Origin of the sequence: Pandoraea pulmonicola (assembly GCF_000815105.2) — a bacterium.
Classification (GTDB): domain Bacteria; phylum Pseudomonadota; class Gammaproteobacteria; order Burkholderiales; family Burkholderiaceae; genus Pandoraea; species Pandoraea pulmonicola.
The window spans coordinates 1,360,203-1,387,025 of sequence record NZ_CP010310.2; the positions used below are offsets into that span (position 1 = coordinate 1,360,203).

The following is a 26,823-nucleotide window of genomic DNA, read 5'->3' on the forward strand; positions in this document are numbered from 1 at the left end:
GACATCTTCCGAAATGGGGTCGGAGTCGCTGTTCGCGAAAAAAGCGCGATTCTACCCGAGCAACCCCTCGTCTGTGGGACTTTGTAACACTTTTGCTTTGGTGTTCGGACGGGCGATGTTGGGAAAAATCCCGTACGAGCCAGCGCAGGCGCGGTTCTCGGAGCGAGACCACGCCTATTACAGATTATTAAAGGGTCAGATGTTCGGGGCGGCGGCGAGCTACAACCCGGCGAGGCACAGATACTTCATTTCGAGGTACTCGTCGATGCCGTATTTCGAACCTTCGCGACCCAGCCCGGACTGTTTGACGCCTCCGAACGGCGCGACCTCGTTGGAGATCAGGCCGGTATTGATGCCGACCATGCCTGCCTCGATGCCTTCGGCCACGCGCCACACGCGGCCGACGTCGCGCGCGAAGAAGTACGAGGCGAGGCCGAAGTCGGTGGCGTTGGCGAGGCGTATGCCCTCCGCTTCGTCCTTGAAGCGAAAGACCGGTGCGAGGGGGCCGAACGTCTCTTCCTGGGCGACGAGCATGTCGGCGCTGGCGTCCGCCAGCACCGTCGGCTCGAAGAAGCGTCCGTGCAGCACCTTGCCGCCGACGGTGACGCGGCCGCCCTTGGCGATGGCGTCTTCGACGTGGCGCTCCACCTTCTGTACGGCGGCATCTTCGATCAGGGGACCCACCACCACACCCGGCTCGAAACCGTTGCCCACGCGAAGTTTGCCCACGGCGGCCGTGAGTTTCTCGACGAAGGCGTCGTAGATGCCATCCTGCGCGTAGATGCGGTTCGCGCAGACGCAGGTCTGGCCCGCGTTACGGAATTTCGACGCGATGCAGCCTTGCACGGCGGCGTCCACGTCGGCGTCGTCGAAGACCAGGAACGGCGCGAGTCCGCCCAGCTCGAGCGCGACCTTCTTGATGGTGGACGCGCACTGCTCCATGAGCTTCGCGCCAACGGGCGTCGATCCGGTAAAGGAGAGGTGGCGCAAGCGCGGGCTGGACGTCAGGACGTTGCCCACGTCGGACGAGTTTTTCGACGTCACCACGTTGAAGACGCCTCTGGGCAGCCCGGCGCGTGACGCCAGTTCCGCGAGGGCGAGCGCCGAGAGCGGCGTGAGGCGGGCCGGCTTGACCACGATGGTGCAACCGGCCGCGATGGCCGGGGCGATCTTGCGCGTGATCATGGCGATGGGGAAGTTCCATGGCGTGATCGACGCGCACACGCCGATCGGCTGCTTGAGCACGAGCAGGCGTTTGCCGCCTTCCGGGGAGGCGAGCACGTCGCCGTCCACGCGCTTGGCCTCTTCGGCGAACCATTCGATGAACGAGGCGCCGTAAGCGACTTCGCCCTTGGCTTCGGCCAGCGGCTTGCCCTGCTCCGCGGTCATGATGGCGCCGAGGTCGTCCTGCGCCTGCATGATCAGGTCGTACCAGCGGCGCATGATGCGCGCGCGCTCCTTGCCGGTCTTGCTGCGCCAATCGGGCAGGGCGGTTTCGGCCGCCACCAGCGCGCGCTCGGTTTCCTTCGCGCCGAGGTCGGCCACGTGGGCGATTTCGGCGTCCGTGGCGGGGTCGTTCACGGCGAAGGTGGCGTGCGAGTCAGCCTTGGTCCAGTCGCCGTCGATGTAGGCGTCGGACTTGAGCAGTGCGGGATCTTTCAGTTTGGCCAGTGCGGGATGAACCTTGGGCGCTTTGGCGGAATGGCTTGGGGAACGCTGCGACGAACGGGATGATGACACGATCGGCTCTCCTCTCGATGACCGGGTGGCGCAGACCGGTGGGCTCGCGCCGTACGGGGGGGCGGCCGGCAGCCGCGACGGCCGCCGGCGTCCGTCGCCCGGCACTCGGTGGCGGAGTCCGTTCTACAGGCCGAGATCCTGATAGAGCTTGGCCATGCGCGCGTCGACGTCGGCGGTCATGTCGATGGGACGTCCCCATTCGCGCGAAGTTTCGCCCGGCCACTTGTTCGTCGCATCGATCCCCATTTTCGAGCCGAGCCCGGCTTCGGGCGACGCGAAATCGAGATAGTCGATGGGCGTGCGGTCGACGAGCGTGGTGTCGCGGGTCGGGTCCACGCGCGTGGTGATCGCCCAGATGACTTCCTTCCAGTCGCGAATGTCGACGTCCTCGTCGACCACGACGATGAACTTCGTATACATGAATTGGCGCAGGAAGCTCCACACGCCGAACATCACGCGTTTGGCATGGCCCGGATAGGCTTTCTTCATCTGCACGATCGCCATGCGATAGCTGCAGCCTTCCGGGGGCAGATAGAAGTCGGTGATCTCCGGGAACTGCTTTTGCAGCAGCGGCACGAACACTTCATTGAGCGCCACGCCGAGCACCGCCGGCTCGTCGGGCGGTTTGCCCGTATACGTCGAGTGGTAGACCGCGTTGCGGCGCAGCGTGATGCGCTCGATCGTGAAGACGGGGAACCACTCCTGCTCGTTGTAATAGCCGGTGTGATCGCCGTAGGGGCCTTCCAGGGCATGGGCGTAGCCAGCCGTCGCGCCGCGGCTCGGCGGCGGGGGAGCGCCTTCGGGCGCGGCAGGCGGTTGGCCGGACGGATGAATGAAGCCTTCGAGCACGATTTCCGCCCGCGCGGGAACGCGCAGCGATTCCAGCCCCGGCGTGAGGCACTTGGCCAGCTCGGTGCGGCTGCCGCGCAGCAAGCCCGCAAACTGGTATTCGGAGAGCGTATCGGGCACCGGCGTGACGGCGCCCAGCATCGTCGCGGGATCGGCGCCCAGCGCCACGGCGATCGGGAAGGGCTTGCCAGGGTTGGCCTGCGCGAACTCGCGGAAGTCGAGCGCGCCGCCGCGGTGCGCGAGCCAGCGCATGATGACTTGATTGCGGCCGATGACCTGCTGGCGGTAGATACCCAGGTTCTGGCGCTTGCGGTGCGGCCCCTTCGTGATGACAAGGCCCCAGGTGATGAGCGGGGCGGCGTCGCCGGGCCAGCAGGTCTGAATAGGCAAGCGTGCGAGATCGACATCGTCACCCTCCCAGGCGATCTCCTGGCACACGGGCGAGCCGACCTCCTTGGGCGCCATGTCCCAAATGGCCTTCGCCATGCCGAGCAGCTTGCCGGCGTCCTTCAGCCCGCGCGGAGGTTCGGGTTCCTTGAGCGTCGAGAGAAGGCGGCCGATGTCGCGCAGCGAGCCAAGCGCGTCCTCGCCTTTGTCGACGCCCATGCCCAGCGCCACTCGTTCAGGGGTGCCAAACAAATTGGCAAGTACCGGCATGTCGTAGCCCGTGGGGCGCTCGAACCAGAGGGCGGGGCCCGCCGCCTTGAGCACGCGGTCGGCAAGCGCCGTCATCTCAAGCACTGGCGAGACCGGTACGTCTACGCGACGAAGCTGGCCGGATCGCTCCAGTTGCACGGTGAAGTCACGAAGATCGAGATATTTCATGAAACAAACCGTTACCAAAAATTTTTACGAATTTCATACGCCCCGTGAAAACGACCGTTTGAAACCGTGTTTTGTCCGAGTGACACCCTGTAAACGCAGGGTAGGGCAGGGCATTTTACCGGTCGGGACGCACAAACGTCACGGCAAAACCGTCGCTTTAAATTACTTTTGGTAATGATTTTGCTTAATAATAGTATTGACGGTTTATATATGACTGCTACAATCCGCCCGTTGAATCCAGAAAGGCGGCTTTGACGACGGGTGGGCCGACCCGCGCGAGCTTAGCGACAACTACAACATCGACGTGGATTTTCAGTGGCTGGTTTTCTCACCGAGGTCGGGAAGCCAGTGTTTTAGGAAGCAGCGCGAGCGATAGCTCGTCAGCGCCGGAGACCTGAACAGGTCGGCGCGCTGCGGCGGTAGCGGCATCGTCCATGACAACACGATGCACCGCCTTGTCCATATGCCGTAAATGAGCGCTTCACGGGATGCCTGGCGGGCATACCGGCTCGTTTCCTTACGCCTCGGGGCCACCTCGGGGTGACGGCGTAACCGGAGTACGTAGTATGAAGAAGTCTGGTTTATCACCCTGGCTACTGGCCGCTGTCGGTGCGCTTCGTGCGCGCGGCGCGGCAACGGTAGCCGCGGCTCGCCGCGATTGGCGTCGCCTTGCATGGCACGGCGGTCGTGCTGGACTGTATGCGTCCAGCGCGGTCGGTCTGGTGGCCGTGGTCGGTACGCTGGCGCTGTGGGCCCGACCGACGTGGCGCGCCGATCTGGCGTCGCGCGTGGGTCCGCTGCTCGAGGCAGCCACCGGTTCGGCCAACGCGGCTGGCCAGGGCGCCAACGGCAATATTGCAGCACAAGGTTCGGCGTCCGACTCGGCGTTGATTGCGCAAGCCGCACAGCACGTGCCGTCCGCCGCCGTTCTCGCCGCGTACATTCCGAACCAGCGTGTGGCCGCCGATGCGCGCCCCACCAAGGCGTTGGATACGCGCGAGCAGATCGCCGTGGCCGATTATCTGGCCCGTCGCTACCGCGTCGCGGGCGATGTCACGGGCAACCTCGTGCGCGCCGCCTATTCGACAGGCAAGGAAGTCGGGCTCGATCCGCTGCTCCTGCTGGCCGTGATGGCCATCGAATCGGGCTTCAACCCGTACGCGGAAAGCACCGTGGGCGCCCAGGGCCTCATGCAGGTGATGTCGAAGGTGCATCAGGACAAGCTCGAGTATTTCGGTGGTCCCGAGGCAGCGCTGCATCCGCTCGCGAATATCAAGGTCGGTGCTCTGATCCTGAAGGAATGCATCGCACGCGGCGGCTCGCTGGCCGGTGGTCTGCGCCTGTATGTCGGATCGACCAGTGCCGGTGACGGCGGCTACGGCGCCAAGGTGCTCGCCGAGCGCGACCGTCTGCGTAGTGTGGCCATGGGTCGCAAGATCTCGCCGAACGCGCCGCAAGCACCGGTGATCGTCAGCTCGGCCAAGCCGGTGGCGAAGCCGGTCTCGGCAGGCAAGGCCGACGACGGCGCGCAGGCCGCGCCGGCACCTGCGGCATCGACCTCGAGCGGCAAGGCCGCTGCGGCTGCCAAGCCGCTCGAAGCCGACGACAGCACGGCGGCCTGAGCGGGCTGAACGGGTCGTGACCTCGAAGATGCGCTGCGGCCAGCGCATCGGCATTCATCGGCCAACGTATTGCGGTGTCTATATATAGAGGCGCGATGCGTCGGCCAACAAAAAACCCATCGAAGCGATTCGATGGGTTTTTTGCTTTCCGGCGACCGACCGGAATCCGACAGCCTTGGGCACCAGGGTGCTGACGGGGCTCGCGCTCAGGTGGCGGCGAAGACCTTGCCGATCCGGTCCATGGCTTCGTGCAATTGTTCGAGCGACGTCGCATACGACAGGCGGATGTACTGGCGCGGTTGCGCGAACCCGAAGTCCAGTCCCGGCACGAGCACCACGCTGGCCTGTTGCAGCAGCGATTGGGTCAGGCGTTCGCTGTCGGCGGCGTCCGGGTGGTGCACGCCCGTGCAATCGGCGTAGACGTAGAACGCGCCATCCGGCATGACCGGTACCTTGAAGCCCAGTTGCTCCAGTGCAGGCACGATGAAGTCGCGCCGCTGGCGAAAGGCGTCCTTGCGCGTTTCGTAAATCGCCAGCGTTTCGGGCAGGAAGCACGCCGTCGCGGCATGCTGGGCCACGGCCGACGGGCAGATGAACAGGTTCTGCGCGAGCTTCTCGAAGGTCGGCACCAGCGCCGGCGGCACGACCAGCCAGCCTAGGCGCCAGCCCGTCATGTTGAAATATTTCGAGAAGCTGCTCACGACGAGCACGTCGTCACCGAAGGACAGGGCCGTCGTCGGCTTGCCGTCGTACGACAGGCCCTGATAGATCTCGTCGACGAGCGTGAAGCCGCCACGTGCGCGCACGGCGGCAACGATGCGGGACAACTCGTCCGCTTCGATGGACGTGCCGGTCGGATTCGACGGCGATGCGAGCAGCACACCCTGCGTCGCCGGCCCCCAGTGGGACTCGATGTGCTTGGCCGTCAACTGGAAGCGCTCCGCCGGCCCCGAGGGAATCAGCACCGGTTTGCCGTCGAAGGTCGAAACGAAATGCCGGTTGCAGGGATAGCTGGGGTCCGGCATCAGCACTTCGTCGCCGACGCCCACGAGAGCGGCACAAGCGAGGACAAGCGCGGCCGATGCCCCGGCCGTCACGACGATGCGTGACGGATCGACTTCCACGCCATAGAAATTGCGGTAGTAGCCGGCAATGGCTTCGCGCAGCGCCGGAATGCCCATGGCGCCCGTGTACTGCGTGCGCCCGTCGCGCATGGCCTTCGCGGCCGCTTCGATCACCGCCTCCGGCGCCGTGAAATCCGGCTCGCCAATGCCCATGTGGATCACGCGATGGCCCGCCTTTTCGCGAAGCGCGGCCTGTTTGGCGAGCTCCATTACGTGGAAGGGGGCGATGTCGTCGACACGTTGCGCCAGGGGCAGCGCGGGGGCGAGGTCAGGCGTGCGATCCATGATGTCGGGGGGCGAAAGGTATTGCGGGAGGGCGATGGCGGCATCACCTCATCGGCAGGTCGGGCGCCGGGTCGGGCGCTGAGCGGCCCAACTGGCGCCAGAACGCACGTCAGGCGCTCTTGCCGCGACCGCCGTTGCGATTGGCTGCGTTGGCGGCGACTTCCTCGGGACGCACCTCGGCGGCGAACTTGTCGAGTACACCATTCACGTAGCGGAAGCCTTCGACGCCACCGAAGGTCTTGGCCAACTCCACCGCCTCGTTGATCACCACACGATACGGAATGTCCAGATGGTGGATCAGCTCGTACGCGCCGATCACGAGCACGGCGTGCTCGACCGGCGAGAGTTCGGCGGCGGGACGGTCCAGGTACGGCTGCAGTTGCTGCGACAAGGCGTCCGCTTCGCGGATGCTGCCGTGGAGCAGGGCATCCAGGTGGGCGCGGTCGGCCTTGTCGTAGCCGGGGGTCGTGCGCAGATGCGCGTCGATCTCACCCGCGTGGCCGCGCGAAAGCAACCATTGATACAACCCTTGCAGCGCAAATTCGCGTGCGCGGCGGCGAGCACTCTTCATTACCGATCTTCCTCTTCTTCGTCTTCATCCAATTCGCCATCGGTGTCGAACAAATCGTCGACGCCTTCGAGCAAATTGGCCATTTCCACAGCCACGCGGGCGGCATCGCGGCCCTTCTCGGCGGCGCGCACTTCGGCTTGTTCGTCGTTTTCGGTCGTGAGCACCGCGTTGGCGATGGGGATGCCGAAATCGAGGCCGATGCGCGTAATGCCGGCACCGCTTTCGTTCGATACCAGCTCAAAGTGATACGTTTCGCCGCGGATTACCGCGCCGAGCGCGATCAGTGCGTCGAACTGGCCGCTTTCGGCGAGCTTCTGCAGCGCCAGCGGAATTTCCAGCGCGCCGGGCACGGTGACGAGCAGCACGTCGTTCTCGTCAACGCCCAGACGCTCGAGCTCCGCCACGGCGGCATCGCGCAGCACCGTGCAGATCGCGTCGTTGAAACGCGCTTGGACGATACCGACACGCAGGCTTTCACCGTCAAGTTCCGGGGCGATTTTTGCGATGTCCATCATGGGCTTCCTTTAAAAAGTACCGTCCCTGGCGGTGCGGCCAACAGAAAGCCGGCACGCCCGAGACAGGCAATGCTCGGCAAGATGACGCCCTGCCAGCCGTTGGCGGCAGGGCGCAGATACGGAGAATACTCAGGCGGATTCGGCGCCGGGCATCGGCTGGAAGCCGGTGACCTCGAGACCATAACCCGCCATGTTCGGAATCTTGCGCGGGCTCGAGAGCACCCGCATTTTACCGACGCCCAACTCGCGCAGGATCTGCGCCCCCACGCCATGCGTACGGAAGTCCACCGGGCGGCGCTTCGCGCGCGCGGCCTTCTCCGTCTCGTCGAGCGCTTCGAACTGGGTAAACAGATGCTCGGGCGTTTCCACGCAGTTCAGCAGCACCACCACACCCTTGCCGGCTTCGGCAATGGCCTGCATTGCGCCGGCGAGCGTCCACGAGTGGGTCGATACACCGGTCTCGAGCAGGTCGAGCACCGACAGTGGTTCGTGCACGCGCACCAGCGTCTCGTCGGCCGGTGTCGGCACGCCACGCACCAGCGCCAGGTGCGGATTGCCGCTCGGCTTGTCGCGGTACAGCGTGGCCTGGAACGGACCCCAGGCGGTTTGCATTTCGCGCGTGGCCACCGTCTCGATCATCGATTCGGTGCGGCTGCGGTAGTGGATCAGATCGACGATGGTGCCGATCTTGATGTTGTGTTGTTCCGCGAACTCGAGCAGTTGCGGCAGACGCGCCATCGTGCCGTCGTCGTTCATGATCTCGCAGATCACGGCCGCCGGCGTGAGTCCTGCCATGGCTGTCAGGTCGCAGCCGGCTTCCGTGTGGCCGGCGCGCACGAGCACGCCGCCAGGCTGCGCCATGATCGGGAACACGTGTCCCGGCTGAACGATGTCTTCCGGGCGTGCCTCGCGCGCGATCGCCGTTTGCACCGTGTGCGCACGATCGGCCGCCGAGATGCCCGTGGTCACGCCTTCGGCCGCCTCGATCGACAGCGTGAACGCCGTGCCGTATTGCGTGCCGTTGCGATAGGTCATCAACGGCAGGTTGAGCTGTTTGCAGCGTGCCTGCGTGAGCGTAAGGCAGATCAGTCCTCGGCCGTATTTCGCCATGAAGTTGATGGCTTCGGGCGTGGCGAACTCAGCCGCCATGACCAGATCGCCTTCGTTTTCACGATCTTCCTCATCGACGAGGACAACCATGCGGCCGGCCTTCAGCTCGGCAATGATTTCTTCTGTAGTGGCCAACGGCATAGCGGGGCAACGCGGGGCTGAATTTGGAAAGGCTCTATTCTACGTCAAGCCGGTGTCCGGCAGCGGCCGAATCTCGCGCCGTGATCAACGGCGAATCGATAGATGGCGACATTTCAGACGCCGTCTGAATCGGTGGTCGGAAGAATCGCGTCCCGGGTGGCCGCGGTGCCACCTTTGTCGGAAAGTTCTCAATACAAAGGTGTTGACCTAAGTAAAATTGGCACCTATAGTCAGGCACATGGCTAACCAATCGATCCCTCTCGACCGGATTTTTCAGGCGCTGTCCGATCCGACTCGCCGGGCGGTCGTCGAGCGTCTCACGCTCGGTCCCGCATCGGTGAGCGAACTGGCGCGTCCGTTCACGATGGCGCTTCCCTCGTTCTCGCAGCATCTGAACGTGCTGGAGGAGAGCGGTCTGGTCGTCTCGCGAAAGCAGGGACGTGTGCGTACTTACTCGCTGGAGACCGAAACCCTGGCGGGCGCACAGGACTGGCTGCAACTGCAGCGCGACAAGTGGACGCGCCGCCTCGACCAACTCGACAACTATCTGCTACAGATGAAGGAGACGTGACTATGAGCCGTGCCAACCTTTTCTCGGTCGACCCGAAGCTGGACCTCGTCCTCGAGCGCTACATCGACGTGCCGTGCGAGCGCGTATGGGCGGCTTGGACGCAGCCCGAGCACCTCAAGAAGTGGTTCACGCCCGCGCCCTGGCAAACGGTCGACTGCGAGATCGATCTGCGTCCCGGCGGTCTGTTCCGTACGGTGATGCAGTCGCCCGAAGGTCAGCAGTTTCCAAACGAGGGTTGTTATCTGGAGGTCGTGGAGAATTCGCGCGTCGTCTGGACGAACGCCATGCTGCCGGGTTTCCGCCCCGCGCCGCCGCCCGCGAGCGAACACTGCGGCAGCTTCCTCTTCACGGCGGCGGTGCTGATGGAGACGCACGGCAAGGGCACGCGCTACACGGCGATGGCGATTCATCGCGACGAGGCCGCGCGGGCGCAGCACGAGGCGTTGGGGTTCCACGACGGCTGGGGCAAGGCGCTCGATCAACTGGTCGAATTGATGAAGTGAGTCATCTCCGGGAGGCGGGCCAAGGTCGCGCCTTCCCGTTCCTCTCCCCCTTCTCACGAGGTCACAGCGGGAACAGATGCTCGACGATGAAGTCGACGAAGACCCGGATCTTCGGCGACAGATGGCGGCTCGACGGCCACAGCACGTGGAACACCATTTCCTGCGTCGTATAGTCGTCGAGCACGGTCACCAGACTGCCTTGTAGCAATTGCGAGCGAATGGCGATCTCGGGCACGCAGGCGATACCCAGTCCCTGCTCGGCAAAACACACCTGAGGATCGAGCGTATTCGTCACCATGCTTGCAGCCAGTTCGATTGCGGGCGTCTCTCCCGATGCACCCAGCGGCCAGACGTCGAGCTTGCCGGTGCTGGGGTAGCGATAGATCAGGCACGCGTGATGCGCAAGGTCTTCCGGCTTGCGTGGCGTTCCGGCTGCCGCGAAATACGACGGTGCGCCGACGACGACCTTGCGACATGCTCCCAAGCGCCGCGCGATGAGCCGTGAATCGCTCGGCGGCCCCGTGCGAATGACGGCGTCGAAACCCTCCTCGATGACGTCGACCAGCCGATCCGAATAATCGATGTCGAGTTCGATGTCCGGGTAGCGCCGCTTGAAGTCGCCCAGCTTCGGCATGAATATCGTGCCGACGGACGGCAAACTGATGTGAAGCCTGCCGCGCGGCGCTTCGCGCGTCTGCATCAACTCGGCTTCCGCGGATTCCACTTCACCGAGAATGCGCCGGCAGCGCTCCAGAAACATGGTGCCTTCCGGCGTGAGCGTGACGGTGCGCGTCGAGCGATGAAAGAGCCGCACACCGAGCCGGGCTTCGAGCCTGGCGATGGCTTTGCTGACCGCCGACGCCGAAATGCCCAGCTGACGCCCTGCCTCGGTAAAGCTGCGCGATGTGCTCACCCGTACGAATGCGTCGAGCGATCCAAGGTTTTCCATCCAACATTCCTCATTGATGACATCGATGTCACAAATATTTTGCAATGTAGCCTGTTTTTCTTCGATCGGGAGATGGGCACCATGGCGTTGTTGCGCCCGATGGGCGTCGGAATCCCCTGGAATCGAGGAGAAAAATCCATGAATCAACTGGCGGCAGGCGCATTGCCGAAGGATGTCGAGCGGTTACCCATCGGTGGGTTGCTCGCGCTGGCAATGGCGGCCTTCATCACACTTCTCACCGAGATCATGCCTGCGGGCTTGTTGTCGTCCATCGCGCAGGGGCTCGACGTGCCGGACAGTCTCGCGGGCCAGTTCATCACGGCATACGCCGCCGGTGCGCTGGTGGCGGCCATTCCCGTCACCGCGCTCACGCAGGGCGTGCGGCGGCGGGCATTGCTGTTGAGCGCGATTGCCGGATTCGCGGTCGTGAACCTCGTGACCGCCCTGTCCGGTTACTACGTCGTGTCGCTCGTCGCGCGGTTTTTTGCCGGCGTTTTCGGCGGCATCGTGTGGTCGTTGCTGGCGGGCTATTCGGTGCGGATGTCGCCGGCCCGCTACGCCGGGCGCGCCATTGCGATCTCGGGGGCAGGTGCCACGGTGGCGCTCGTGCTGGGTGTGCCCGCGGGCACATTGCTGGGACGGATCATCGGCTGGCAGGGCGCATTCGGACTGATGTCGGCGTTCTCCGTCCTGCTGATCGTGTGGGTGCTCGCCATCGTCCCCGATTTTCCCGGACAGTCGCGACAGCAGCGGCATCCGCTCAGCGACGTACTCGCGATGCCGGGCATTCGCCCGGTGCTGTTCGTGGTGCTCACCTTCGTGGCCGCCCACAACGTCCTCTACATCTATATCGAGCCTTTCCTCCTGCCATCGGGACTGTCGACGACCGTCGGTGCCGTGCTGTTCGTCTTCGGCGCCGGTTCGATCGTTGGTTTGTGGGTCGCTGGCGCCATGGTCGACCGCGAGTTGCGCGTGTTGGCCGTGATCAGTCTCGCAATGTTCGGCTTCGCGGCCTTGTTGTTCGGCCTGTGGGGACGTGTGCCCCAGGTGGTGTATCTGGCGGCGATCGTGTGGGGACTGGCCTTCGGTGGCTTCTCGACGATCACGCAGACGGCGCTTGCCCGGCTCGCGGGCGATGCGATGGACGTTGCACAGTCCACCTATGTGACCGGATGGAACATCGCCGTCGCGGCGGGTGGCGTGCTCGGCGGCATGCTGCTGGACCGGGTGGGAACCACGGCGTTTCCGTGGGCTATGATGGCGATGCTCGCGGCGTCGTGGCTCGCCACGGTATTCGGCATGAACCGAGCGCTGGCGACACAGCGCGTGTGAACGAAGGCCGGCGAGGGCGGGCAATGGTGCACGTCGGAGCGCAGAAGGCGCGAAGGCAGGATGAAAAAAGACGTGCCCGCGGACACGTCTTTTCGTTCGCAACGTCAGCACATGGTGCGTGCGGCATCGGTTGGCCCGCACGCGCCTCGCGTTCCTCAAGCGCCGAGATAAGCGCGCTTGATGTCGTCGTTGGCGAGCAGGTTCTCGGCGGAGTCGGCAAGCACGACGCGACCGGTCTCGAGCACATAGCCTCGATCGGCCACATGCAGCGCCTTGTTCGCGTTCTGCTCCACCAGAAACACGGTGACGCCTTCTTCGCGGATCGCGCGGATGATGTCGAAGATCTGCGCGATCACGAGCGGGGCCAGGCCGAGCGTCGGTTCGTCGAGCAACAGCAAACGCGGACGGCTCATCAGCGCGCGGCCGATCGCCAGCATCTGCTGTTCGCCGCCGGACATGGTGCCGGCGCGCTGCTTGCCGCGCTGCGCGAGTCGCGGGAACAGCTTGAACACGTGTTCCATGCCGGCGTCGATATCGTCCCTGGACGCGAAGAAGCCGCCCATCTTCAGATTCTCGATCACGGTCAGGCTCGGAAACACGCGCCGGCCTTCCGGCGAAATCGCGAGTCCCATGCGCATGATTTCGTGCGTGGGACAGCCGGTGATGTCGTGGCCCTCGAACGTCACCCGTCCGCTCGATGCGCGGGGCGTGCCGCACACCGTCATCATCAGCGTGGTCTTGCCCGCGCCGTTACTGCCGATGAGCGTGACGATCTCGCCCTTGTTCACTTCGATCGACACGCCCGAGAGCGCCTCGACGGCCCCATAGTGGGTGTGAATCTGTTCCAGCTTGAGCATTATTCCTCCCCGAGGTAGGCCTTGATGACGCGCGGGTCGTTGCGCACCTCGTCGGGCTTGCCGATCATGATCGGCTTGCCGTGTTCCATCACGAGAATCCGGTCGGAGACACCCATCACGAGGCTCATGTCGTGCTCGATGAGCAGCACCGAGATACCGAACTCGTGGCGCAGATCGTCGACGAGCTGCTGCAGCTCGATCTTCTCCTGGGGGTTCAGGCCCGCCGCCGGTTCGTCGAGCATGAGCAGACGCGGCTCGGTGATCATGCAGCGCGCAATTTCGAGGCGACGCTGATGACCATACGAAAGCGTGCCCGCCTCGCGGTTGGCGACCGCCGTGAGGCCCAGCCGGTCGAGCCACGTCTTGGCGCGCTCCAGCGCCGTGCGCTCGGCGCGACGGAAGGCGCCCGTCGAGAACAGCCCCTGCAGGAAGCCGCTGTGCACGCGCATGTGCTGTGCCACGAGCAGATTTTCCACGACCGTGAGTTGGCGGAACAGGCGAATGTTCTGGAACGTGCGAACGAGACCACGCCGCGCGACCATGTGGCTCGGCAGGCCGGTGATGTTGTCGCCGTCGAGCGAGATCGAGCCGCCCGTGGGACGGTAGAAGCCGCCCACGCAGTTGAACACCGTGGTCTTGCCGGCGCCGTTCGGGCCGATGATCGCGAAGACTTCGTTCTTGCGGACGCCGAACTCGACGCCATCGACGGCAAGCAGACCGCCGAAGCGCATCTGCAGGCCGGAGAGTTTCAACAGTTCTGCACTCATTGCGGCAACTCCACATGCGGGCGGGTGGCGGGCAACAGGCCCTGCGGACGCCACATCATCATCAGCACCATCACCAGACCGAAAATCAGCATGCGGTATTCCGCGAAGTCGCGCGCGACCTCTGGCAGGATCGTGAGCAGGATGGCCGCGAGAATCACGCCGACCTGCGACCCCATGCCACCGAGCACCACCACGGCGAGAATGAGCGCCGATTCGATGAACGTGAACGATTCGGGCGTGACCAGCCCCTGACGCGCGGCGAAGAATGCGCCGGCCAACCCGGCGAACGACGCACCGAGCGTGAATGCCGAGAGCTTGATGCGCGTGGGGTTCAGCCCCAGCGAGCGGCAGGCGATCTCGTCTTCGCGCAGCGCTTCCCACGCGCGGCCGATCGGCATGCGGATCAGGCGGCTCGTGACGAACAGCGTGAAGCCCACGAGCGCGAAGGCCAGCAGATACAGGAAGATCACCATGTGCGAGCCGCTGTAGTCGAGCCCGATCAGTTCATGGAAGGTCTTCGCGCCTTCGACGCTCGACGAGCGCGCCATCTCGAAGCCGAACACGCTTGGCTTCGGAATGCCCGACACGCCGTCCGGCCCGCCGGTGAGGCTCGTGAGGTTGTTGAGCAGCAAGCGGATGATTTCACCGAAGCCCAGCGTCACGATCGCCAGATAGTCGCCGCGCAGGCGCAACACCGGGAAGCCGAGCAGAAAGCCGAACGTGGCCGACATGAGCGCGGCGATCGGCAGGCATTCCCAGAACGTCAGGCCGAAGTACTGGTTGAGCAGCGCGTACGTATAGCCGCCGACCGCGTAGAAGCCGACGTAGCCCAGATCGAGCAGACCGGCGAAGCCCACGACGATGTTCAGGCCGAGGCCGAGCACGCAGTAGATGAGGGCGAGCGTGGCCACGTCCACCGCACCGCGCGAGCCGACGAACGGCCACACGAGGCCCACGGCGAGCAGCACCCACATCGCGGTCAGTTGCTGGCGGCGGCCCATGGCAGGCACGCTTGGCAGCTTGACCGCGCGCTTCGAGCGCAGCAGCAGCGGCTTGACCAACTGGAAGACGAAGACGACGGCCGCGGCGATCCAGACCGGGCGCCAGTGTTGCTCCAGCACGACCTTGTAGCCTTCGAGCTTCAATTGCAGGCCCAGGATGGGGGCCGTGAGAACGATCGTCATCAGCGCGGAGATGACCGCGCCCTTGAGCGTATCGCCTGCCGGCGCGCGTTGTGCGGTGCCGGACTTGAGCGTGAGTTGTTGTGTCATGGTCGACCTCAGACTTTCTCGACGTCGGGCTTGCCCAGCAGGCCGGTCGGGCGGAACAGCAGCACCAGCACCAGCAGGCAGAAGGCCACGATGTCCTTGTACTCGGAGGGCATGTAGCCCGAGGCGAGCGTCTCCGCCAGCCCCAGCAGCACGCCGCCCAGCATGGCGCCGGGGATGCTGCCGATACCGCCGAGCACCGCGGCCGTGAAGGCCTTGATGCCTGCGATGAAGCCGATGTAGGGATTGAGCTTGCCGATGGTCAGACCGATCAGCACGCCGCCCACGGCCGCGAGCATGGCGCCGAGCACGAACGTGAACGAGATCACGCGGTTCGTATCGATGCCGAGCAGGTTGGCCATGCGCATGTCTTCGGCACAGGCCCGGCAGGCACGGCCCATGCGCGAGTTGGCGATGAACAGCGTAAGCAGGATCATCAGCGCGACGGTCACACCCACGATCAGCATGCGGGCGTAGGGAATGGTCACGGTGAAGTCGCCCATCGGAATATCGATGGCGCCGGAGATCAGCATGGGCACGGAAACATCACGCGCGCCCTGACCGATCTGCACGTAGTTCTGCAGGAAGATGGACATACCGATCGCGGAGATCAGCGGTCCGAGACGAGGTCCGCCGCGTAGCGGGCGATACGCCACCCGCTCGATCGCGAAGCCGTAAAGGCCCGTGATCAGCACCGACACCAGCAGCGCCGCCCCCAGCACGAGCGGCAGGGGGTAACCCGCTGCAGTGCCGATGGCAGTCAGTGTGACGAGCCCGATATAGGCGCCGATCATATAGATCTCGCCGTGGGCGAAGTTGATCATACCGATGATGCCGTAGACCATTGTGTAGCCAATGGCGATCAACGCGTAGATCGCACCCAGCGTCAGGCCATTGACCAGTTGCTGGGCGAGCTGTGGGAAAAAATCGTTCATGCGGGAAGCCTCGCGACGAGCGGGGGCCGAACGCGAATGCGCGCCGCCCGCCGAAGACGGCGGGCGGCTGGGGGTGATTCGCTGGCCGGTAAAGCGTCAGGGAATCAGTTGGCGGCGGTCTTGGTGGCGTCCTTGTGCCACGTGTAGACCACGAACTTGAACGACTTCAGATCGCCAGCCGGGTCGTAGGCAACCTTGCCGATCGGGGTCTCGAACGTGTTCGCGTGCAGGTACTTGGCCACCTTCTCCGAGTCCGTGCTCTTCGCGCCGGCGATGCTCTTGGCGATCAGCTGCACGCCCGTGTAGGCCGGCATCTGGAACGGACCGTTCGGATCGCGCTTGGCGTCGGCGAAGGCCTTCACCACCTTGGCGTTGGCCGGATCGGCGGCGAAGTCGGCCGGCAGCGTCACGAGCATGCCTTCGGAGGCCGGGCCGGCGATGGCCGTCACATCCTTGTTGCCCACGCCTTCCGGTCCCATGAACGTGGCCTTCACGCCTTGCTCACGTGCCTGGCGCAGCAGCAGGCCCATTTCCGGGTGATAGCCGCCGAAGTACACGAAGTCCACGCCCTGCGACTTGAGCTTGGTGATGACGGCCGAGTAGTCCGAGTCACCGGCGTTGATGCCTTCGAACAGCACGACCGGGATCTTGGCGGCGTCGAGGTCCTTCTTCACCGAGGTGGCGATGCCTTGACCGTACGACTGCTTGTCGTGCAGCACGGCGACCTTCTTCGGCTTGACCTTGTTGATGATGTACTGCGCGGCTGCCGGGCCTTGCTGGTCGTCGCGGCCGATGGTGCGGAAGATGAAGTGGCGCTTCTTGCCTTCGGTCAGTTGCGGTGCCGTGGCCGACGGGGTGATCATCACCACGCCTTCGTTTTCATAGATGTCCGATGCCGGGATGGTCGAACCGGAGCACACATGACCGATCACGTACTTGATCTTCTGGCTGACGATCTTGTTGGCGACGGCGACCGCCTGCTTCGGCTCGCATGCATCGTCCATCATCACGGCTTCGAGCTTGTTGCCGTTCGCACCGCCTGCGGCGTTGATTTCGTCGATGGCGGTCAGCGCGCCGGCCTTGACCATGTCGCCGTATTGCGCGACCGAGCCGCTGAACGGGCCGGCGATGGCGATCTTGACGGTCTCGGCATTGGCGGCGGTGCCGATCACGGCGAGGGCAGCGGCGACGAACAGGGATTTGTGACGGAACTGCATTGTGAACATCTCCTTGAATTGTATTTTTCGACTACCCGAGCGTGCGGGGTCTCGATCGACTGCTGAACCTGTCGGTATTTGATCATTCGTGCCAATCCAGGCGCGAACGATGCGCCATAGTAGCGTAATACGACGTTAATTTGGAACAGCTATGCGCGAGGCCTCGGAGACCCGCATGGATAAAGGGTTTCAAAAGGGTCGGAAGCGGGAAATAAGAGTCCTCACAGGGATTTTCGGTAGTACTACGCAGATTGCGAAATGCGTATAAATCGACCACCGCCATAAATCGGGGACATGTTGATTCGACGTTATCGAGCGTAAATCAGGACATTTTGGATACAATCCGCTCGCCATTGATATCCAATTGCAGGTTTTTGCATCCGATCGCATATACGGGCCGGTATGCGCGCTCCTTCTTGTGGCATCTCGCCCTCTACATCGCAAGGGCGTGCCGCTGCGTTCGCGATTGGCGGATGAGTGCAAGAAAGGCCGCGAGAATCGGCGAGTCGTCGTCGCGTCGGTACATGCAGTTCAGCTCGATGGAGCGCAGGTTCGGCGACTTCAGTGGCCGGTAGACCACGCCCGGCAAACGGAGATTCGCCGCCGATTCCGTCGTCACGCACACGCCGAAGCGGCTGGCCACGAGCGCCATCGAGGTCACCACGTCCTCCACTTCCTGCTCCACGCGCAGCGTCACGCCCTCGGCGCGAAAGGCCGCCGCGACTTCTTCGGCGAGGCCGGGCACCGGCGCGTTGGGGTAGAGGATCATCCGCTCGCTGTCGAGATCGGCGAGTGTGAGCGTGGCGCGCGCACAGAGCGGGTGTCCTTCGAAGAGCGCCACGAGAAACGGCTCCCGGTGTATCCAGTCGACGATCAGATCCGGCTCGTCCGGAATCAGGCGGTTGAAGCCGATGGCGATGCGTCGCTCGCGCAACGCGGCGATCTGCTCCGTCTTCGAAAGGTTGTGCAGGCCGATCTTCACCTCGGGGCGTTCGGTATGGAAGCTCGCCAGCAGCCGCGGGATCACATTGAGAATGCCTGAGCTGAAGATGCCGACGTCGAGCCGTCCGATATAGCCCTGGCCGGCCAACTGCGTTTGCTCCTGTGCGCGGCGCGTGAGTGCGAGGATGTTCGGCACTTCGGCGAGCAGGGTCTGCCCGGCGGCGGTCAGCGTGGCGCCCTTGGGCGTGCGCACGAACAACGGCGTGCCCAGTTGCGCTTCGAGCGCATGAATGTGGCGCGTGAGCGGCGGCTGCGCCATGTTCAGCCGTTCGGCCGCCCGCCCGAAATGCCCTTCCTGCGCCACGGCAAGGAAGTAGCGCATCTGCTTGATGTCCATGAAAAACCCCGTTCCCGGCAGCGGCGTTTGCGAACCCGAATGCCCACCCGTCGCCGAACTCAATACTGAAATGGTATCGCAATCGGGAAATTTGGTATTGGACGGTATCTTGTCACTCGCGCATCATTGGGCGACGAAGTGGTTCCATTCGGCATTTTCAGGGGACAGCATCATGCCAATCGTACATATCAATCTGGTGGAAGGTCGCGACGACGCCGCCGTGAAAGCCTGTGTGAAAGCCGTGGCGCGCACCGTACACGAAACGCTGGGCGCACCGCTCGAATCGATTCGCGTATATGCGACGCAAGTGCCGGCCGCGCACTGGGCCGTGGGCGAGCGTACCAAGGACGAGTCGGCCGCGCCGGCCAAGGCAGGCGCGTGATGGCGGCCAATTCGCAAGCAACGCCGGCCGGGCCGCGCGACGCCGCCACGCAGGCGCGCCTGCACCAGGCCGCCGACGCTCTCCTCGAAGCGGAACGCTCGCATCGCTTCATCGCACCGCTGCGCGACACGTTCGCGCCGCTCACCATCGACGATGCCTACGCCATTCAGCGCATCAACACCGAGCGCCGTCTGGCGGCCGGGCGTCGCATCGTCGGCTGCAAGATCGGTCTGACCTCGGTCGCGGTGCAGAAGCAGCTGGGCGTCGATCAGCCGGACTTCGGCATGCTGTTCGACGACATGGGGTACGGCGACGGGGAGCCGATTCCCGCGTCGATCCTCACGCAGCCGAAGATCGAGGCCGAGATTGCCTTCGTGATCGGACGCGATCTGAACGTCGAGAACCCGGGCCAGCTCGATGTGCTGGGCGCCATCGACTATGCGCTGCCGGCGCTGGAGATCGTGGGCAGCCGCGTGGCCGATTGGAACATCCGCATTACTGACACGATCGCCGACAATGCATCGTCGTCCGCGTACGTGATCGGCAACACGCCCAGGAAACTCTCGGAATTCGACGTCCGCATGTGCGGCATGGTGCTGGAGCGTCGCGGCGAGCCGGTCTCGGTCGGTGCGGGCGCGGCCTGTCTGGGCAGCCCGATCAATGCCGTGGTATGGCTCGCTCGCACGATGGCCGCGGTCGGCACGCCGCTCAAGGCCGGCGACCTGGTGCTCTCGGGCGCGCTCGGCCCGATGGCGGCGGTGACGCCCGGCGACATCTTCGAGACCCGTATCAACGGCCTGGGTTCGGTCCGCGCCGTCTTTGAACCTGCCAGCGAGGCTGCACGATGAGCCACATCCACGACTACGCCAAGCGGCTCGACGACGCGGCGCGTTTCGCCCACGAGGTCGAGCAGTTCGACACCGACAACCGCCTCTCGCTCGACGACGCCTATGCCATCCAGGCGGCCTCGCTCGCCCGCCGTGCCGAGCGCGGCGAGGCGCGCGTCGGCGTGAAGATGGGCTTCACCAGCCGCGCCAAGATGATTCAGATGGGGCTCTCCGACGTCATCTGGGGGCGTTTGACTTCGGGCATGCTGGTCGAAGAAGGCACCACCATCGATTTCAAGCGCTACGTGCATCCGCGCGTCGAGCCGGAGATTGCGTTCATCCTCAAGAAGCCGCTCGAAGGCAATGTCACCGGTCCGCAAGCGCTGGCGGCCGTCGAGGCGATCGCACCGGCCATCGAGATCATCGATTCGCGCTACAAGGACTTCAAGTTCACGTTGCCGGAGGTGATTGCGGATAACGCATCGTCGAGTGGTTTCGTGATCGGCGCCTTGCACGACCCGCGCGTCGATTTCTCGAATCTGGGGCTCGCGATGACGATCAACGGCCGTACGGTACAGGTCGGCTCGACGGCGGCGCTGCTCGGTCATCCGCTGCGCTCGCTGGTCGCGGCGGCGCGCCTGTCGGCTGCGGCGGGCGAGCCGCTGCAAGCCGGCTGGATCGTGATGGCGGGCGGCGCGACGCCGGCCGAGTACATTCAACCGGGCCAGTACGTGTCGGTCGAGATGGAGACGCTCGGTCGCGTGGGGTTCCACGTCTGAGCGTAGTGGTATGAACGGGCGGCCGTGGTGGCGGTGATCGCTGCGGCCGACACGCAGGACGACGGGGGATGCCGGGAGGCGCTCCCCGTTTTCGTTTGCCGTGGCGTTTCAGCGGTTCAGGGCAAACGCCGCAGAGCGGCACTCATCGATGGCGAAGGCGGGCCAGGATGCGCAGATCGTCCTCGATCATGCGCACATCGGTGAAGGTGAGGGCGAGCTTGTCGTCGAGCGACGTCAGTGCGGGCAGATTGAACATGCCCTGTGCATCGCCGACGATGCACGGCGCGAGGTAGGTCAGTAATTCGTCCACGCAGTGCTCGCGCAGCAGCGAGCCATTGAGCTTGAAGCCGGCTTCCACGTGAATTTCGTTGAGTTGACGTTGACCCAGGGCGCGCAGCAGCGCCGGCAGTTCGACCTTGCCGCTCGGATTGGGCAGGTCGAGCACTTCCACGCCAAGTTCGCGCAGACGTGCCGCACGCTCGGCGTCCCCATTCGCGCAGACGACGAGCGCATTGCCGTCCTTGAGCACCTTGGCGGACGGGGAGATGTCGAGCCGCGAGTCCACGACGATGCGCAGCGGCTGGCGCGTGGTCTGCACCTCGCGCACCGTGAGTGCCGGGTCGTCCTCGCGCACCGTGCCGATGCCGGTGAGGATCGCGCACGCGCGCGCGCGCCACGCGTGGCCGTCGGCGCGTGCCGCCGGTCCGGTAAGCCACTGGCTCGCGCCGTTGTGCAGCGCCGTCTTGCCGTCGAGGCTTGCGGCCACTTTCATGCGGACCCACGGCGTGCCGCGCGTCATGCGCGCGACGAAGCCGATGTTCTTCTCGCGCGCTTCCTGTTCCAGCAGACCGCAACGCACCTCGATGCCCGCTTCGCGCAGCATCGTGAGGCCGCGCCCGGCCACCAGCGGATTCGGATCTTCCATGGCGGCGATCACACGCTTCACGCCGGCTTCGATCAGGCCCTTCGCGCACGGCGGCGTGCGGCCGTAGTGGCTGCATGGCTCGAGCGTGACGTACGCGGTCGCGCCGCGCATCGTTTCGCCGCGTGCCCGGGCGTCCTTCATCGCCTGAACTTCGGCGTGATCCTGACCGGCGGGTTGCGTGAAGCCTTCGCCGATCACGCGTCCGTCCTGCACGATGACGCAGCCCACGCGCGGGTTCGGCGAGGTCGTGAACATCGCGCGCTCGGCCAGCGCCAGTGCGCGGCGCATGTAGGCAAAATCCTGGTCAGAGAACATGAGGCGTCAGATCATCAGCGGCCGGTCGGTCAAGGCATTGTCCGGCGCGGCGCCGGCGTGAGCCGGCAGGGATTCGCGCGCAATGCCGCGCAGGGTGTCGAGGGCCTCGAGCACGCTCTCGACATATCGTTCGTCACGGAAACCGGCGCTCATCTGCGCGACGACGGTGTCCCACTTGCGGGGGGCACCAGCGCATTGACGCCCTTGTCGGCGATCAGCTCGATATCGTGGTCGGCGATGTTGATATACAGCAGTATGCCCGTGCGCTCGCCGGTGTGCGCGACGCCGAGCTGGCGGAACAGGTGGACGGCGCGCTGGCGGCAGGTGTGCCCGTGCCAGACGGCCGCAAGCGGCATGGCGGCTTCAATCACCAGACGGATCTCGCAGCGGTGCTCGCTTTCCGACGCGCGGATGGCCGCTTCGAGCGCATCGAGCGCCTTGTCGGGGAAGAGCCAGCGGGCGTGGGCGCGCCACGTGCCGAAATGGCGTAGCCAGCGCGAGACGTCGTGCGGCCTGTGCTGCATCGTGATTTCCTCGTGTGCCATCGCCATCACCAGTTCCCCGACGAGCCGCCGCCGTCGAAGCCGCCACCACCACCGCCGCCGAAGCCTCCACTGCCGCCACCACCACCGAAGCCGCCGTCGCCACCGCCGCGTCCCCAGCCGCCGAAGCCACCGAGGCCGCCGCCCAGTCCCGCTCCGAAGCCGCCTGCACCGATGCGTCCGCGCTGACCGGTGAGTACGCGCGAGCGCGGGTCGTTCGGTTCCCCGCCGGGCAGTCCGGGGCCGCGGAAGTGCCGACGGCTTTCCATGAGCACCACCATGGCGATGATGAAGACGATGAAGAGCAACGGCAGGAAGTCGGACAGATCGGAGTGCGGTGCGCGCGTCGACGGCAGGTTCGGCGCCGGCAGCGCTTCGTTGTTCATTGCCGCTTCCACGGCCGCCACCCCGGCGGCGAGGCCGCCGAAGAAGTCGCCGCTGCGGAAGTACGGCGCCATCACGTCGCGCAGGATGCGGCCGGCGATCGCGTCGGTGAGCGAGCCTTGCACGCCACGCCCGACCTCGATGCGCATCTTGCGCAGGTCGTTCGGATTGTGCTTCGCGATGAGCATGATGACGCCATCGTCCACGCCCTTGCGTCCAGCCTTCCACACGTCGGCCACGCGGATGCTGTATTGGTCGATGGTCTCGGGCGCCGTCGTCGGCACCATCAGGATGAAGATCTGACTGCCGCGCTGCTGCTCGTACTGCGCCAGTTGAGTCTCGAGCGCGTTGCGCTGCTCGGGCGTGAGCGTGCCGGTCAGATCGGTGACGCGAGCGGTGAGGGCGGGCACGGCCACCAGTTCCTCGGCGCCGGCAGGCAGCGCCAGCCAGCACAGGCCCGCCAGCAGCAGGGCGTAGAACGCCCAAAGCGGTGCTCGCAGCGGTGCCCACGGTGGCACTTTGGGCGCGAGCCGCGAGCGTGACGTCGGCAACGATGGCGAGGACAGTGGAACGGCGGCCATGGCGCGATCCTCAGAACTTGACCGCCGGCGCCGTCGAGATGGCCTTCTCGTTCTCGACCGTGAAATTCGGCTTCGGCCCGTAGCCGAACATCTTGGCGGTCAGGTTGTTCGGAAACTGACGCACGTACACGTTGTAATCCTGCACCGACTGGATGAAGCGATTGCGCGCCACCGTGATGCGGTTTTCCGTGCCTTCGAGTTGCGATTGCAGGTCCCGGAACAGACCGTCGGCCTTCAGGTTCGGGTAGTTCTCCGACACGGCCATCAGGCGCGAGAGCGCGCCCGAGAGTTCGCCCTGGGCTTGCTGGAATTTCTTGAACGCCTTGGGATCGTTGAGCGTTTCCGGCGTCACCGTGATGCTCGTCGCCTTGGCGCGGGCGTTGATCACGTCGGTGAGCGTCGTCTGCTCATGCGAGGCGTAGCCCTTGACGGTGTTCACCAGGTTCGGCACCAGATCCGCGCGGCGCTGATACTGGTTGACGACTTCGCTCCATGCGGCCTTGACGGCTTCGTCCTTGACCTGGATTTCGTTGTACCCGCACGCGGAGAGCAGCGACGCGAGAAGTCCCGTGGCCAGCCAGCGCAGGATGGACTGACGCAGGCGGGTCGGCAGCAGCATTTGCATGATGAGTTTCCTTGTTATGGTCGAACGAAATTACCGGTAGCGTGAACGAGAGTCCGCCGTGCGTGCGTGTCGCTCATGCGAGCGTCCGGAAGGCGTCGCGCGCGGCTTCGAGGGTCGCGTCGAGGACCGTGTCGTCGTGCGTCGCCGAAACGAAGCCCGCTTCGAACGCGCTCGGCGCGAGGTAGACGCCGCGATCGAGCATCGCATGGAAAAACTTGTTGAAACGCGCCACGTCGGCGGTAGTGACTTCGGCGAAGCTCTGCGGCACGTTGGCACGGAAGTACAGGCCGAACATGCCGCCGACGCTGTCGCCCGAGAACGGCACGCCCGCGGCTTGTGCCGCTTCGACGAGCCCCGTCACGAGCTTCGAGGTGCGTCTGGCCAGTTCCTCGTAGAAGCCGGGCGCCTGGATCAGCTTGAGCGTCGCGAGGCCCGCGGCGACCGCGAGCGGGTTGCCCGAGAGCGTACCGGCCTGGTAGACGCCGCCCAGCGGCGCGAGATGCGACATGATGTCGCGGCGTCCGCCGAAGGCCGCCGCGGGCATGCCGCCGCCGATGACCTTGCCCAGACACGTGAGGTCGGCCGTAATGCCGTAGAGCGCTTGCGCGCCGCCCAGCCCCACGCGGAAACCGCACATGACTTCGTCGAAGATCAGCACGGCGCCGTGGGCCGTGCACAGTTCGCGCAGCGTCTGCAGGAAGTTGCGCGAGCCGCGCACGAGATTCATGTTGCCGGCCACCGGCTCGACGATCACGGCTGCGATTTCGCCGCCCTGGCCGGCAAAGAGCTCACGGAGCTGGTCGACGTTGTTGTACTCGAGCACGAGCGTGTCGCGCGTGACTTCGGGGGGCACGCCGGCCGAAGACGGTGCGTTGCGCGTGGAGTCGGCGAAGGTCAGCAGGCCCGAGCCCGCCTTGACGAGCAGGCTGTCGGCGTGGCCGTGATAGCAGCCCTCGAACTTCACGATCTTGTTGCGACCGGTGAAGCCGCGTGCGAGACGCAGCGCGCTCATCGTCGCCTCGGTGCCGGACGACACCAGGCGCACCTGCTCGATGGACGGCACCAGGCGGCAGATCTCCTCGGCCATCACGACCTCGGCTTCGGTGGGCGCGCCGAAGCTGAAGCCTTGCGACATGGCGCGCTGCACGGCGGCCACGACCTCCGGATGGAGATGGCCGACGATCATCGGGCCCCACGAGCCGATGTAGTCGATGTAGCGCGTGCCTTCGGCGTCCCACATGTAGGGGCCCTGCGCGCGGGCGATGAAGCGCGGCGTGCCGCCGACCGAGCGGAAAGCGCGCACGGGCGAGTTGACGCCGCCGGGAATGGTCTGTTGAGCACGCTCGAAGAGCGCGGCGTTCGTGGTGTGTTCGGACATGACGTCTGCTTACCTGGTAAAGCCGGCACGGGCCGCGTCCACAACGCGGGCGAGGCTCGCCGCGGCGTCGTGCAGCGCGTTGCCGGCACGGGAGAATGTGAAGGTTGCGTCTGGTCGCCTGACGGGGTGCGGTGCAGCAAAAATCGATGCCAATGCTGGCCCGGCGGGCGATCTCGAATGCGTCGATTCTAGCGGATGCGCGCGGGGTCCGGGACTTCTCGCGGTGCGGGGCTTCTGTTAGATTGAAGGCAATTCACTCAACGTCAAGGAAAAACAGGCCCATCGACATGTCCACCGTCAACTCGCAACGTCCCTCGATCACTGTCTCGACTCTCGACCTCGATCGCCTGGAAGCGCTCATGGCGCAGGCGCCGCGCGCGGCATTGCCGTATGTGGAGGCACTCGAAACAGAGCTCGCCCGGGCGAGTGTCGTCGACCCCGAGCAGATGCCGGCCGACGTCGCCACGATGAATTCGGTGGTGCGCTATCGCGATCTTGCCACGCAGCAGGAGCATCGCGTCACGCTCGTGTATCCGCAGCATCTCGCGGGCGCGGAGAATGGTATTTCGGTGCTCGCCCCGGTGGGCAGCGCGCTGCTCGGCCTGCGCGTGGGCCAGTCGATTCACTGGCAGGTGCCGGGCGGCCGTCTGATCGAGCTCGAACTGCTCGGCATCGACTACCAGCCCGAAGCCGCTGGCGAATACCACCGCTGATTTCCCTCCTGGCAACACCATTGGGAGATTCGGATCTCCCGAGTCTCCCAACCCCCGCCCCCTCCCGCAGTTCCGCGATACCTTCCCGCAGTTCTTCAGCAGATTCCTGGTAGTTCTTCAGCAGGCCCCGGAAGACCGAGAGCCGTTCAGCCTTCAGTCACCGTTTGTGCTGGATGCGCCGGAGTGCTTCGAATCAGCGACGCAGCCAGCCGCGCGCGATCGGCCACGCGAGCAGACGGCGGTAAATGCCTTCGAGCACGGCCGCGGCAATGCGGCTCGTCTCGCGGGCGGCGGCCGTGCGCATGACGAGCGCGGCGACGATCGACACGCACAGCCCACCGAGCATGTCGACGGGCCAGTGCACGCCGAGATAGACGCGCGCCCAGCATACGGGCAGCGCGCAGATCAGCAGGAGCTTGCCCAGCAGACGCGGCGTGCGTGCCACCGTGCCCATCAGCACGAATGCCGACGTGAACATGATCGACGCGTGGTTGCTCGGAAAGGCGCTCGTCGGGGCGTGCGCGAGCAGGTTCGTGCCGAGGCCGACGACGAACGGGCGAGGCTCGAACCACGCCAGGCCGACGACGAAGTTGACGAGCAGCACCAGCGCCACGCCGAGCAGGCCGTGCACCGCGCCTTCACGGTCGCGCCCGCCCGCGAGCCACAGCGTGACGAGTCCGACCGGCAGCAGCAGGATCAGGTACTTGGCGAGGAAGACGGCGAGGGCCAGTTCGCCTTCGCTGACGTTGGGCGAGGCGTTGATGGCCAGAAAGACGGCGCGGTTGAGCGATTCCATGGGGTCCGGTGCGGTGCCGGCCGCAGGCACGCAATACCGTCCGGCCGCATGCGGCT

At 65.1% G+C, this 26,823-nt stretch carries 28 protein-coding genes; 8 read left to right on the forward strand and 20 right to left on the reverse strand.

All coding sequences use genetic code 11. The features are described from left to right. Positions 1-219 precede the first annotated feature (219 nt). Together RO07_RS06160 and RO07_RS06165 are read right to left on the reverse strand one after the other, a co-directional pair. Positions 220-1,671 (reverse strand): NAD-dependent succinate-semialdehyde dehydrogenase, encoded by a 1,452-nt coding sequence (locus RO07_RS06160; protein ID WP_039414465.1) that lies wholly within the window; start codon positions 1,669-1,671, stop codon positions 220-222. Positions 1,672-1,863: 192 nt separating this feature from the next. After that, positions 1,864-3,414, reverse strand: coding sequence for a UbiD family decarboxylase (locus tag RO07_RS06165; RefSeq protein ID WP_039409013.1), 1,551 nt, complete (start codon positions 3,412-3,414; stop codon positions 1,864-1,866). Between the two features lie 566 nt (positions 3,415-3,980). Between RO07_RS06165 and RO07_RS06170 the strand changes: the two genes are divergently transcribed. Continuing rightward, positions 3,981-5,036, forward strand: coding sequence for a lytic transglycosylase domain-containing protein (locus tag RO07_RS06170; RefSeq protein ID WP_052267060.1), 1,056 nt, complete (start codon positions 3,981-3,983; stop codon positions 5,034-5,036). A gap of 206 nt (positions 5,037-5,242) precedes the next feature. On the opposite strand, the gene RO07_RS06175 is transcribed toward RO07_RS06170, so the two are convergent. The 4 genes from RO07_RS06175 to ribBA all read right to left on the reverse strand — a co-directional run bounded on the left by RO07_RS06175 (position 5,243) and on the right by ribBA (position 8,782). Then, on the reverse strand, positions 5,243-6,445 hold the full coding sequence (locus RO07_RS06175; protein ID WP_039409016.1) for a pyridoxal phosphate-dependent aminotransferase: 1,203 nt from the start codon (positions 6,443-6,445) through the stop codon (positions 5,243-5,245). Between the two features lie 109 nt (positions 6,446-6,554). Beyond that, positions 6,555-7,016: a transcription antitermination factor NusB gene (gene nusB, locus RO07_RS06180; protein ID WP_039409019.1), complete on the reverse strand. Its 462-nt coding sequence runs from the start codon at positions 7,014-7,016 to the stop codon at positions 6,555-6,557. After that, the gene (gene ribH / locus RO07_RS06185) at positions 7,016-7,528 is read right to left on the reverse strand and encodes a 6,7-dimethyl-8-ribityllumazine synthase (protein ID WP_039409022.1); all 513 of its coding nucleotides are present in this window, start codon (positions 7,526-7,528) and stop codon (positions 7,016-7,018) included. The genes nusB and ribH overlap by 1 nt, the downstream gene beginning before the upstream one ends. Before the next feature lie 132 nt (positions 7,529-7,660). Next, positions 7,661-8,782, reverse strand: coding sequence for a bifunctional 3,4-dihydroxy-2-butanone-4-phosphate synthase/GTP cyclohydrolase II (gene ribBA / locus RO07_RS06190; protein ID WP_039409025.1), 1,122 nt, complete (start codon positions 8,780-8,782; stop codon positions 7,661-7,663). Positions 8,783-9,020: 238 nt separating this feature from the next. On the opposite strand from ribBA, the gene RO07_RS06195 reads away from it, so the two are divergent. After that, positions 9,021-9,353: an ArsR/SmtB family transcription factor gene (locus RO07_RS06195; protein WP_039409028.1), complete on the forward strand. Its 333-nt coding sequence runs from the start codon at positions 9,021-9,023 to the stop codon at positions 9,351-9,353. 2 nt (positions 9,354-9,355) lie between these two features. Continuing rightward, the gene (locus tag RO07_RS06200) at positions 9,356-9,856 is read left to right on the forward strand and encodes an SRPBCC family protein (protein WP_039409031.1); all 501 of its coding nucleotides are present in this window, start codon (positions 9,356-9,358) and stop codon (positions 9,854-9,856) included. Between the two features lie 61 nt (positions 9,857-9,917). Here the strand turns inward: RO07_RS06200 and RO07_RS06205 are convergent, their stop codons facing one another. Then, the gene (locus RO07_RS06205) at positions 9,918-10,805 is read right to left on the reverse strand and encodes a LysR family transcriptional regulator (protein ID WP_039409034.1); all 888 of its coding nucleotides are present in this window, start codon (positions 10,803-10,805) and stop codon (positions 9,918-9,920) included. Positions 10,806-10,943: 138 nt separating this feature from the next. Between RO07_RS06205 and RO07_RS06210 the strand changes: the two genes are divergently transcribed. Beyond that, positions 10,944-12,137, forward strand: coding sequence for an MFS transporter (locus RO07_RS06210; RefSeq protein ID WP_052267061.1), 1,194 nt, complete (start codon positions 10,944-10,946; stop codon positions 12,135-12,137). Positions 12,138-12,292: 155 nt separating this feature from the next. On the opposite strand, the gene RO07_RS06215 is transcribed toward RO07_RS06210, so the two are convergent. From RO07_RS06215 to RO07_RS06240, 6 genes are all read right to left on the reverse strand, one after another. After that, complete coding sequence (locus tag RO07_RS06215) at positions 12,293-12,994, reverse strand: ABC transporter ATP-binding protein (protein WP_039409037.1); 702 nt, start codon at positions 12,992-12,994, stop codon at positions 12,293-12,295. Then, entirely contained in the window at positions 12,994-13,761 is a 768-nt protein-coding gene (livG, locus tag RO07_RS06220; protein WP_039409039.1) for a high-affinity branched-chain amino acid ABC transporter ATP-binding protein LivG, read from the reverse strand. Before livG ends, RO07_RS06215 begins: the two co-directional genes overlap by 1 nt. Then, on the reverse strand, positions 13,758-15,032 hold the full coding sequence (locus tag RO07_RS06225; protein WP_039409040.1) for a high-affinity branched-chain amino acid ABC transporter permease LivM: 1,275 nt from the start codon (positions 15,030-15,032) through the stop codon (positions 13,758-13,760). The genes livG and RO07_RS06225 overlap by 4 nt, the downstream gene beginning before the upstream one ends. Positions 15,033-15,040: 8 nt before the next feature. Further along, positions 15,041-15,964 carry a high-affinity branched-chain amino acid ABC transporter permease LivH gene (gene livH / locus RO07_RS06230; protein WP_039409042.1) on the reverse strand — a complete coding sequence of 308 codons (924 nt, stop codon included), beginning with the start codon at positions 15,962-15,964 and terminating at the stop codon, positions 15,041-15,043. Between the two features lie 104 nt (positions 15,965-16,068). Next, the gene (locus tag RO07_RS06235) at positions 16,069-17,181 is read right to left on the reverse strand and encodes a branched-chain amino acid ABC transporter substrate-binding protein (RefSeq protein WP_115088893.1); all 1,113 of its coding nucleotides are present in this window, start codon (positions 17,179-17,181) and stop codon (positions 16,069-16,071) included. Between the two features lie 433 nt (positions 17,182-17,614). After that, entirely contained in the window at positions 17,615-18,520 is a 906-nt protein-coding gene (locus RO07_RS06240; protein ID WP_039409048.1) for a LysR family transcriptional regulator, read from the reverse strand. Between the two features lie 172 nt (positions 18,521-18,692). On the opposite strand from RO07_RS06240, the gene RO07_RS06245 reads away from it, so the two are divergent. Genes RO07_RS06245 through RO07_RS06255 form a run of 3 tightly spaced genes read left to right on the forward strand, consistent with a single transcriptional unit; the run spans position 18,693 to position 20,508 of the window. After that, entirely contained in the window at positions 18,693-18,902 is a 210-nt protein-coding gene (locus RO07_RS06245; RefSeq protein WP_039414473.1) for a tautomerase family protein, read from the forward strand. Continuing rightward, the gene (locus RO07_RS06250) at positions 18,902-19,750 is read left to right on the forward strand and encodes a 2-keto-4-pentenoate hydratase (RefSeq protein WP_052267062.1); all 849 of its coding nucleotides are present in this window, start codon (positions 18,902-18,904) and stop codon (positions 19,748-19,750) included. Before RO07_RS06245 ends, RO07_RS06250 begins: the two co-directional genes overlap by 1 nt. Beyond that, positions 19,747-20,508, forward strand: coding sequence for a 2-keto-4-pentenoate hydratase (locus RO07_RS06255; protein WP_039409051.1), 762 nt, complete (start codon positions 19,747-19,749; stop codon positions 20,506-20,508). Before RO07_RS06250 ends, RO07_RS06255 begins: the two co-directional genes overlap by 4 nt. Before the next feature lie 142 nt (positions 20,509-20,650). Here the strand turns inward: RO07_RS06255 and ribD are convergent, their stop codons facing one another. The 6 genes from ribD to hemL form a co-directional block, all read right to left on the reverse strand. Then, positions 20,651-21,748, reverse strand: coding sequence for a bifunctional diaminohydroxyphosphoribosylaminopyrimidine deaminase/5-amino-6-(5-phosphoribosylamino)uracil reductase RibD (gene ribD / locus RO07_RS06260; RefSeq protein ID WP_039409053.1), 1,098 nt, complete (start codon positions 21,746-21,748; stop codon positions 20,651-20,653). Positions 21,749-21,754: 6 nt separating this feature from the next. Beyond that, on the reverse strand, positions 21,755-21,901 hold the full coding sequence (locus RO07_RS25785) for a hypothetical protein (protein ID WP_157118194.1): 147 nt from the start codon (positions 21,899-21,901) through the stop codon (positions 21,755-21,757). Beyond that, entirely contained in the window at positions 21,898-22,293 is a 396-nt protein-coding gene (locus RO07_RS06265) for a TPM domain-containing protein (protein ID WP_167369430.1), read from the reverse strand. Before RO07_RS06265 ends, RO07_RS25785 begins: the two co-directional genes overlap by 4 nt. 5 nt (positions 22,294-22,298) lie before the next feature. Then, positions 22,299-23,255: a TPM domain-containing protein gene (locus RO07_RS06270; protein WP_084072472.1), complete on the reverse strand. Its 957-nt coding sequence runs from the start codon at positions 23,253-23,255 to the stop codon at positions 22,299-22,301. 10 nt (positions 23,256-23,265) lie between these two features. Then, positions 23,266-23,880, reverse strand: a complete 615-nt coding sequence (locus RO07_RS06275) for a LemA family protein (RefSeq protein ID WP_039409056.1) — start codon at positions 23,878-23,880, stop codon at positions 23,266-23,268. A 73-nt stretch (positions 23,881-23,953) separates the two neighbouring features. Next, on the reverse strand, positions 23,954-25,258 hold the full coding sequence (gene hemL / locus RO07_RS06280) for a glutamate-1-semialdehyde 2,1-aminomutase (protein WP_039409059.1): 1,305 nt from the start codon (positions 25,256-25,258) through the stop codon (positions 23,954-23,956). Positions 25,259-25,545: 287 nt separating this feature from the next. Here hemL and rnk point away from each other — a divergent pair, with 287 nt between their 5' ends. Further along, on the forward strand, positions 25,546-25,971 hold the full coding sequence (gene rnk / locus RO07_RS06285; RefSeq protein WP_039409064.1) for a nucleoside diphosphate kinase regulator: 426 nt from the start codon (positions 25,546-25,548) through the stop codon (positions 25,969-25,971). Between the two features lie 193 nt (positions 25,972-26,164). Here the strand turns inward: rnk and RO07_RS06290 are convergent, their stop codons facing one another. After that, positions 26,165-26,767: a phosphatase PAP2 family protein gene (locus RO07_RS06290; RefSeq protein ID WP_039409067.1), complete on the reverse strand. Its 603-nt coding sequence runs from the start codon at positions 26,765-26,767 to the stop codon at positions 26,165-26,167. Positions 26,768-26,823: the final 56 nt, after the last annotated feature.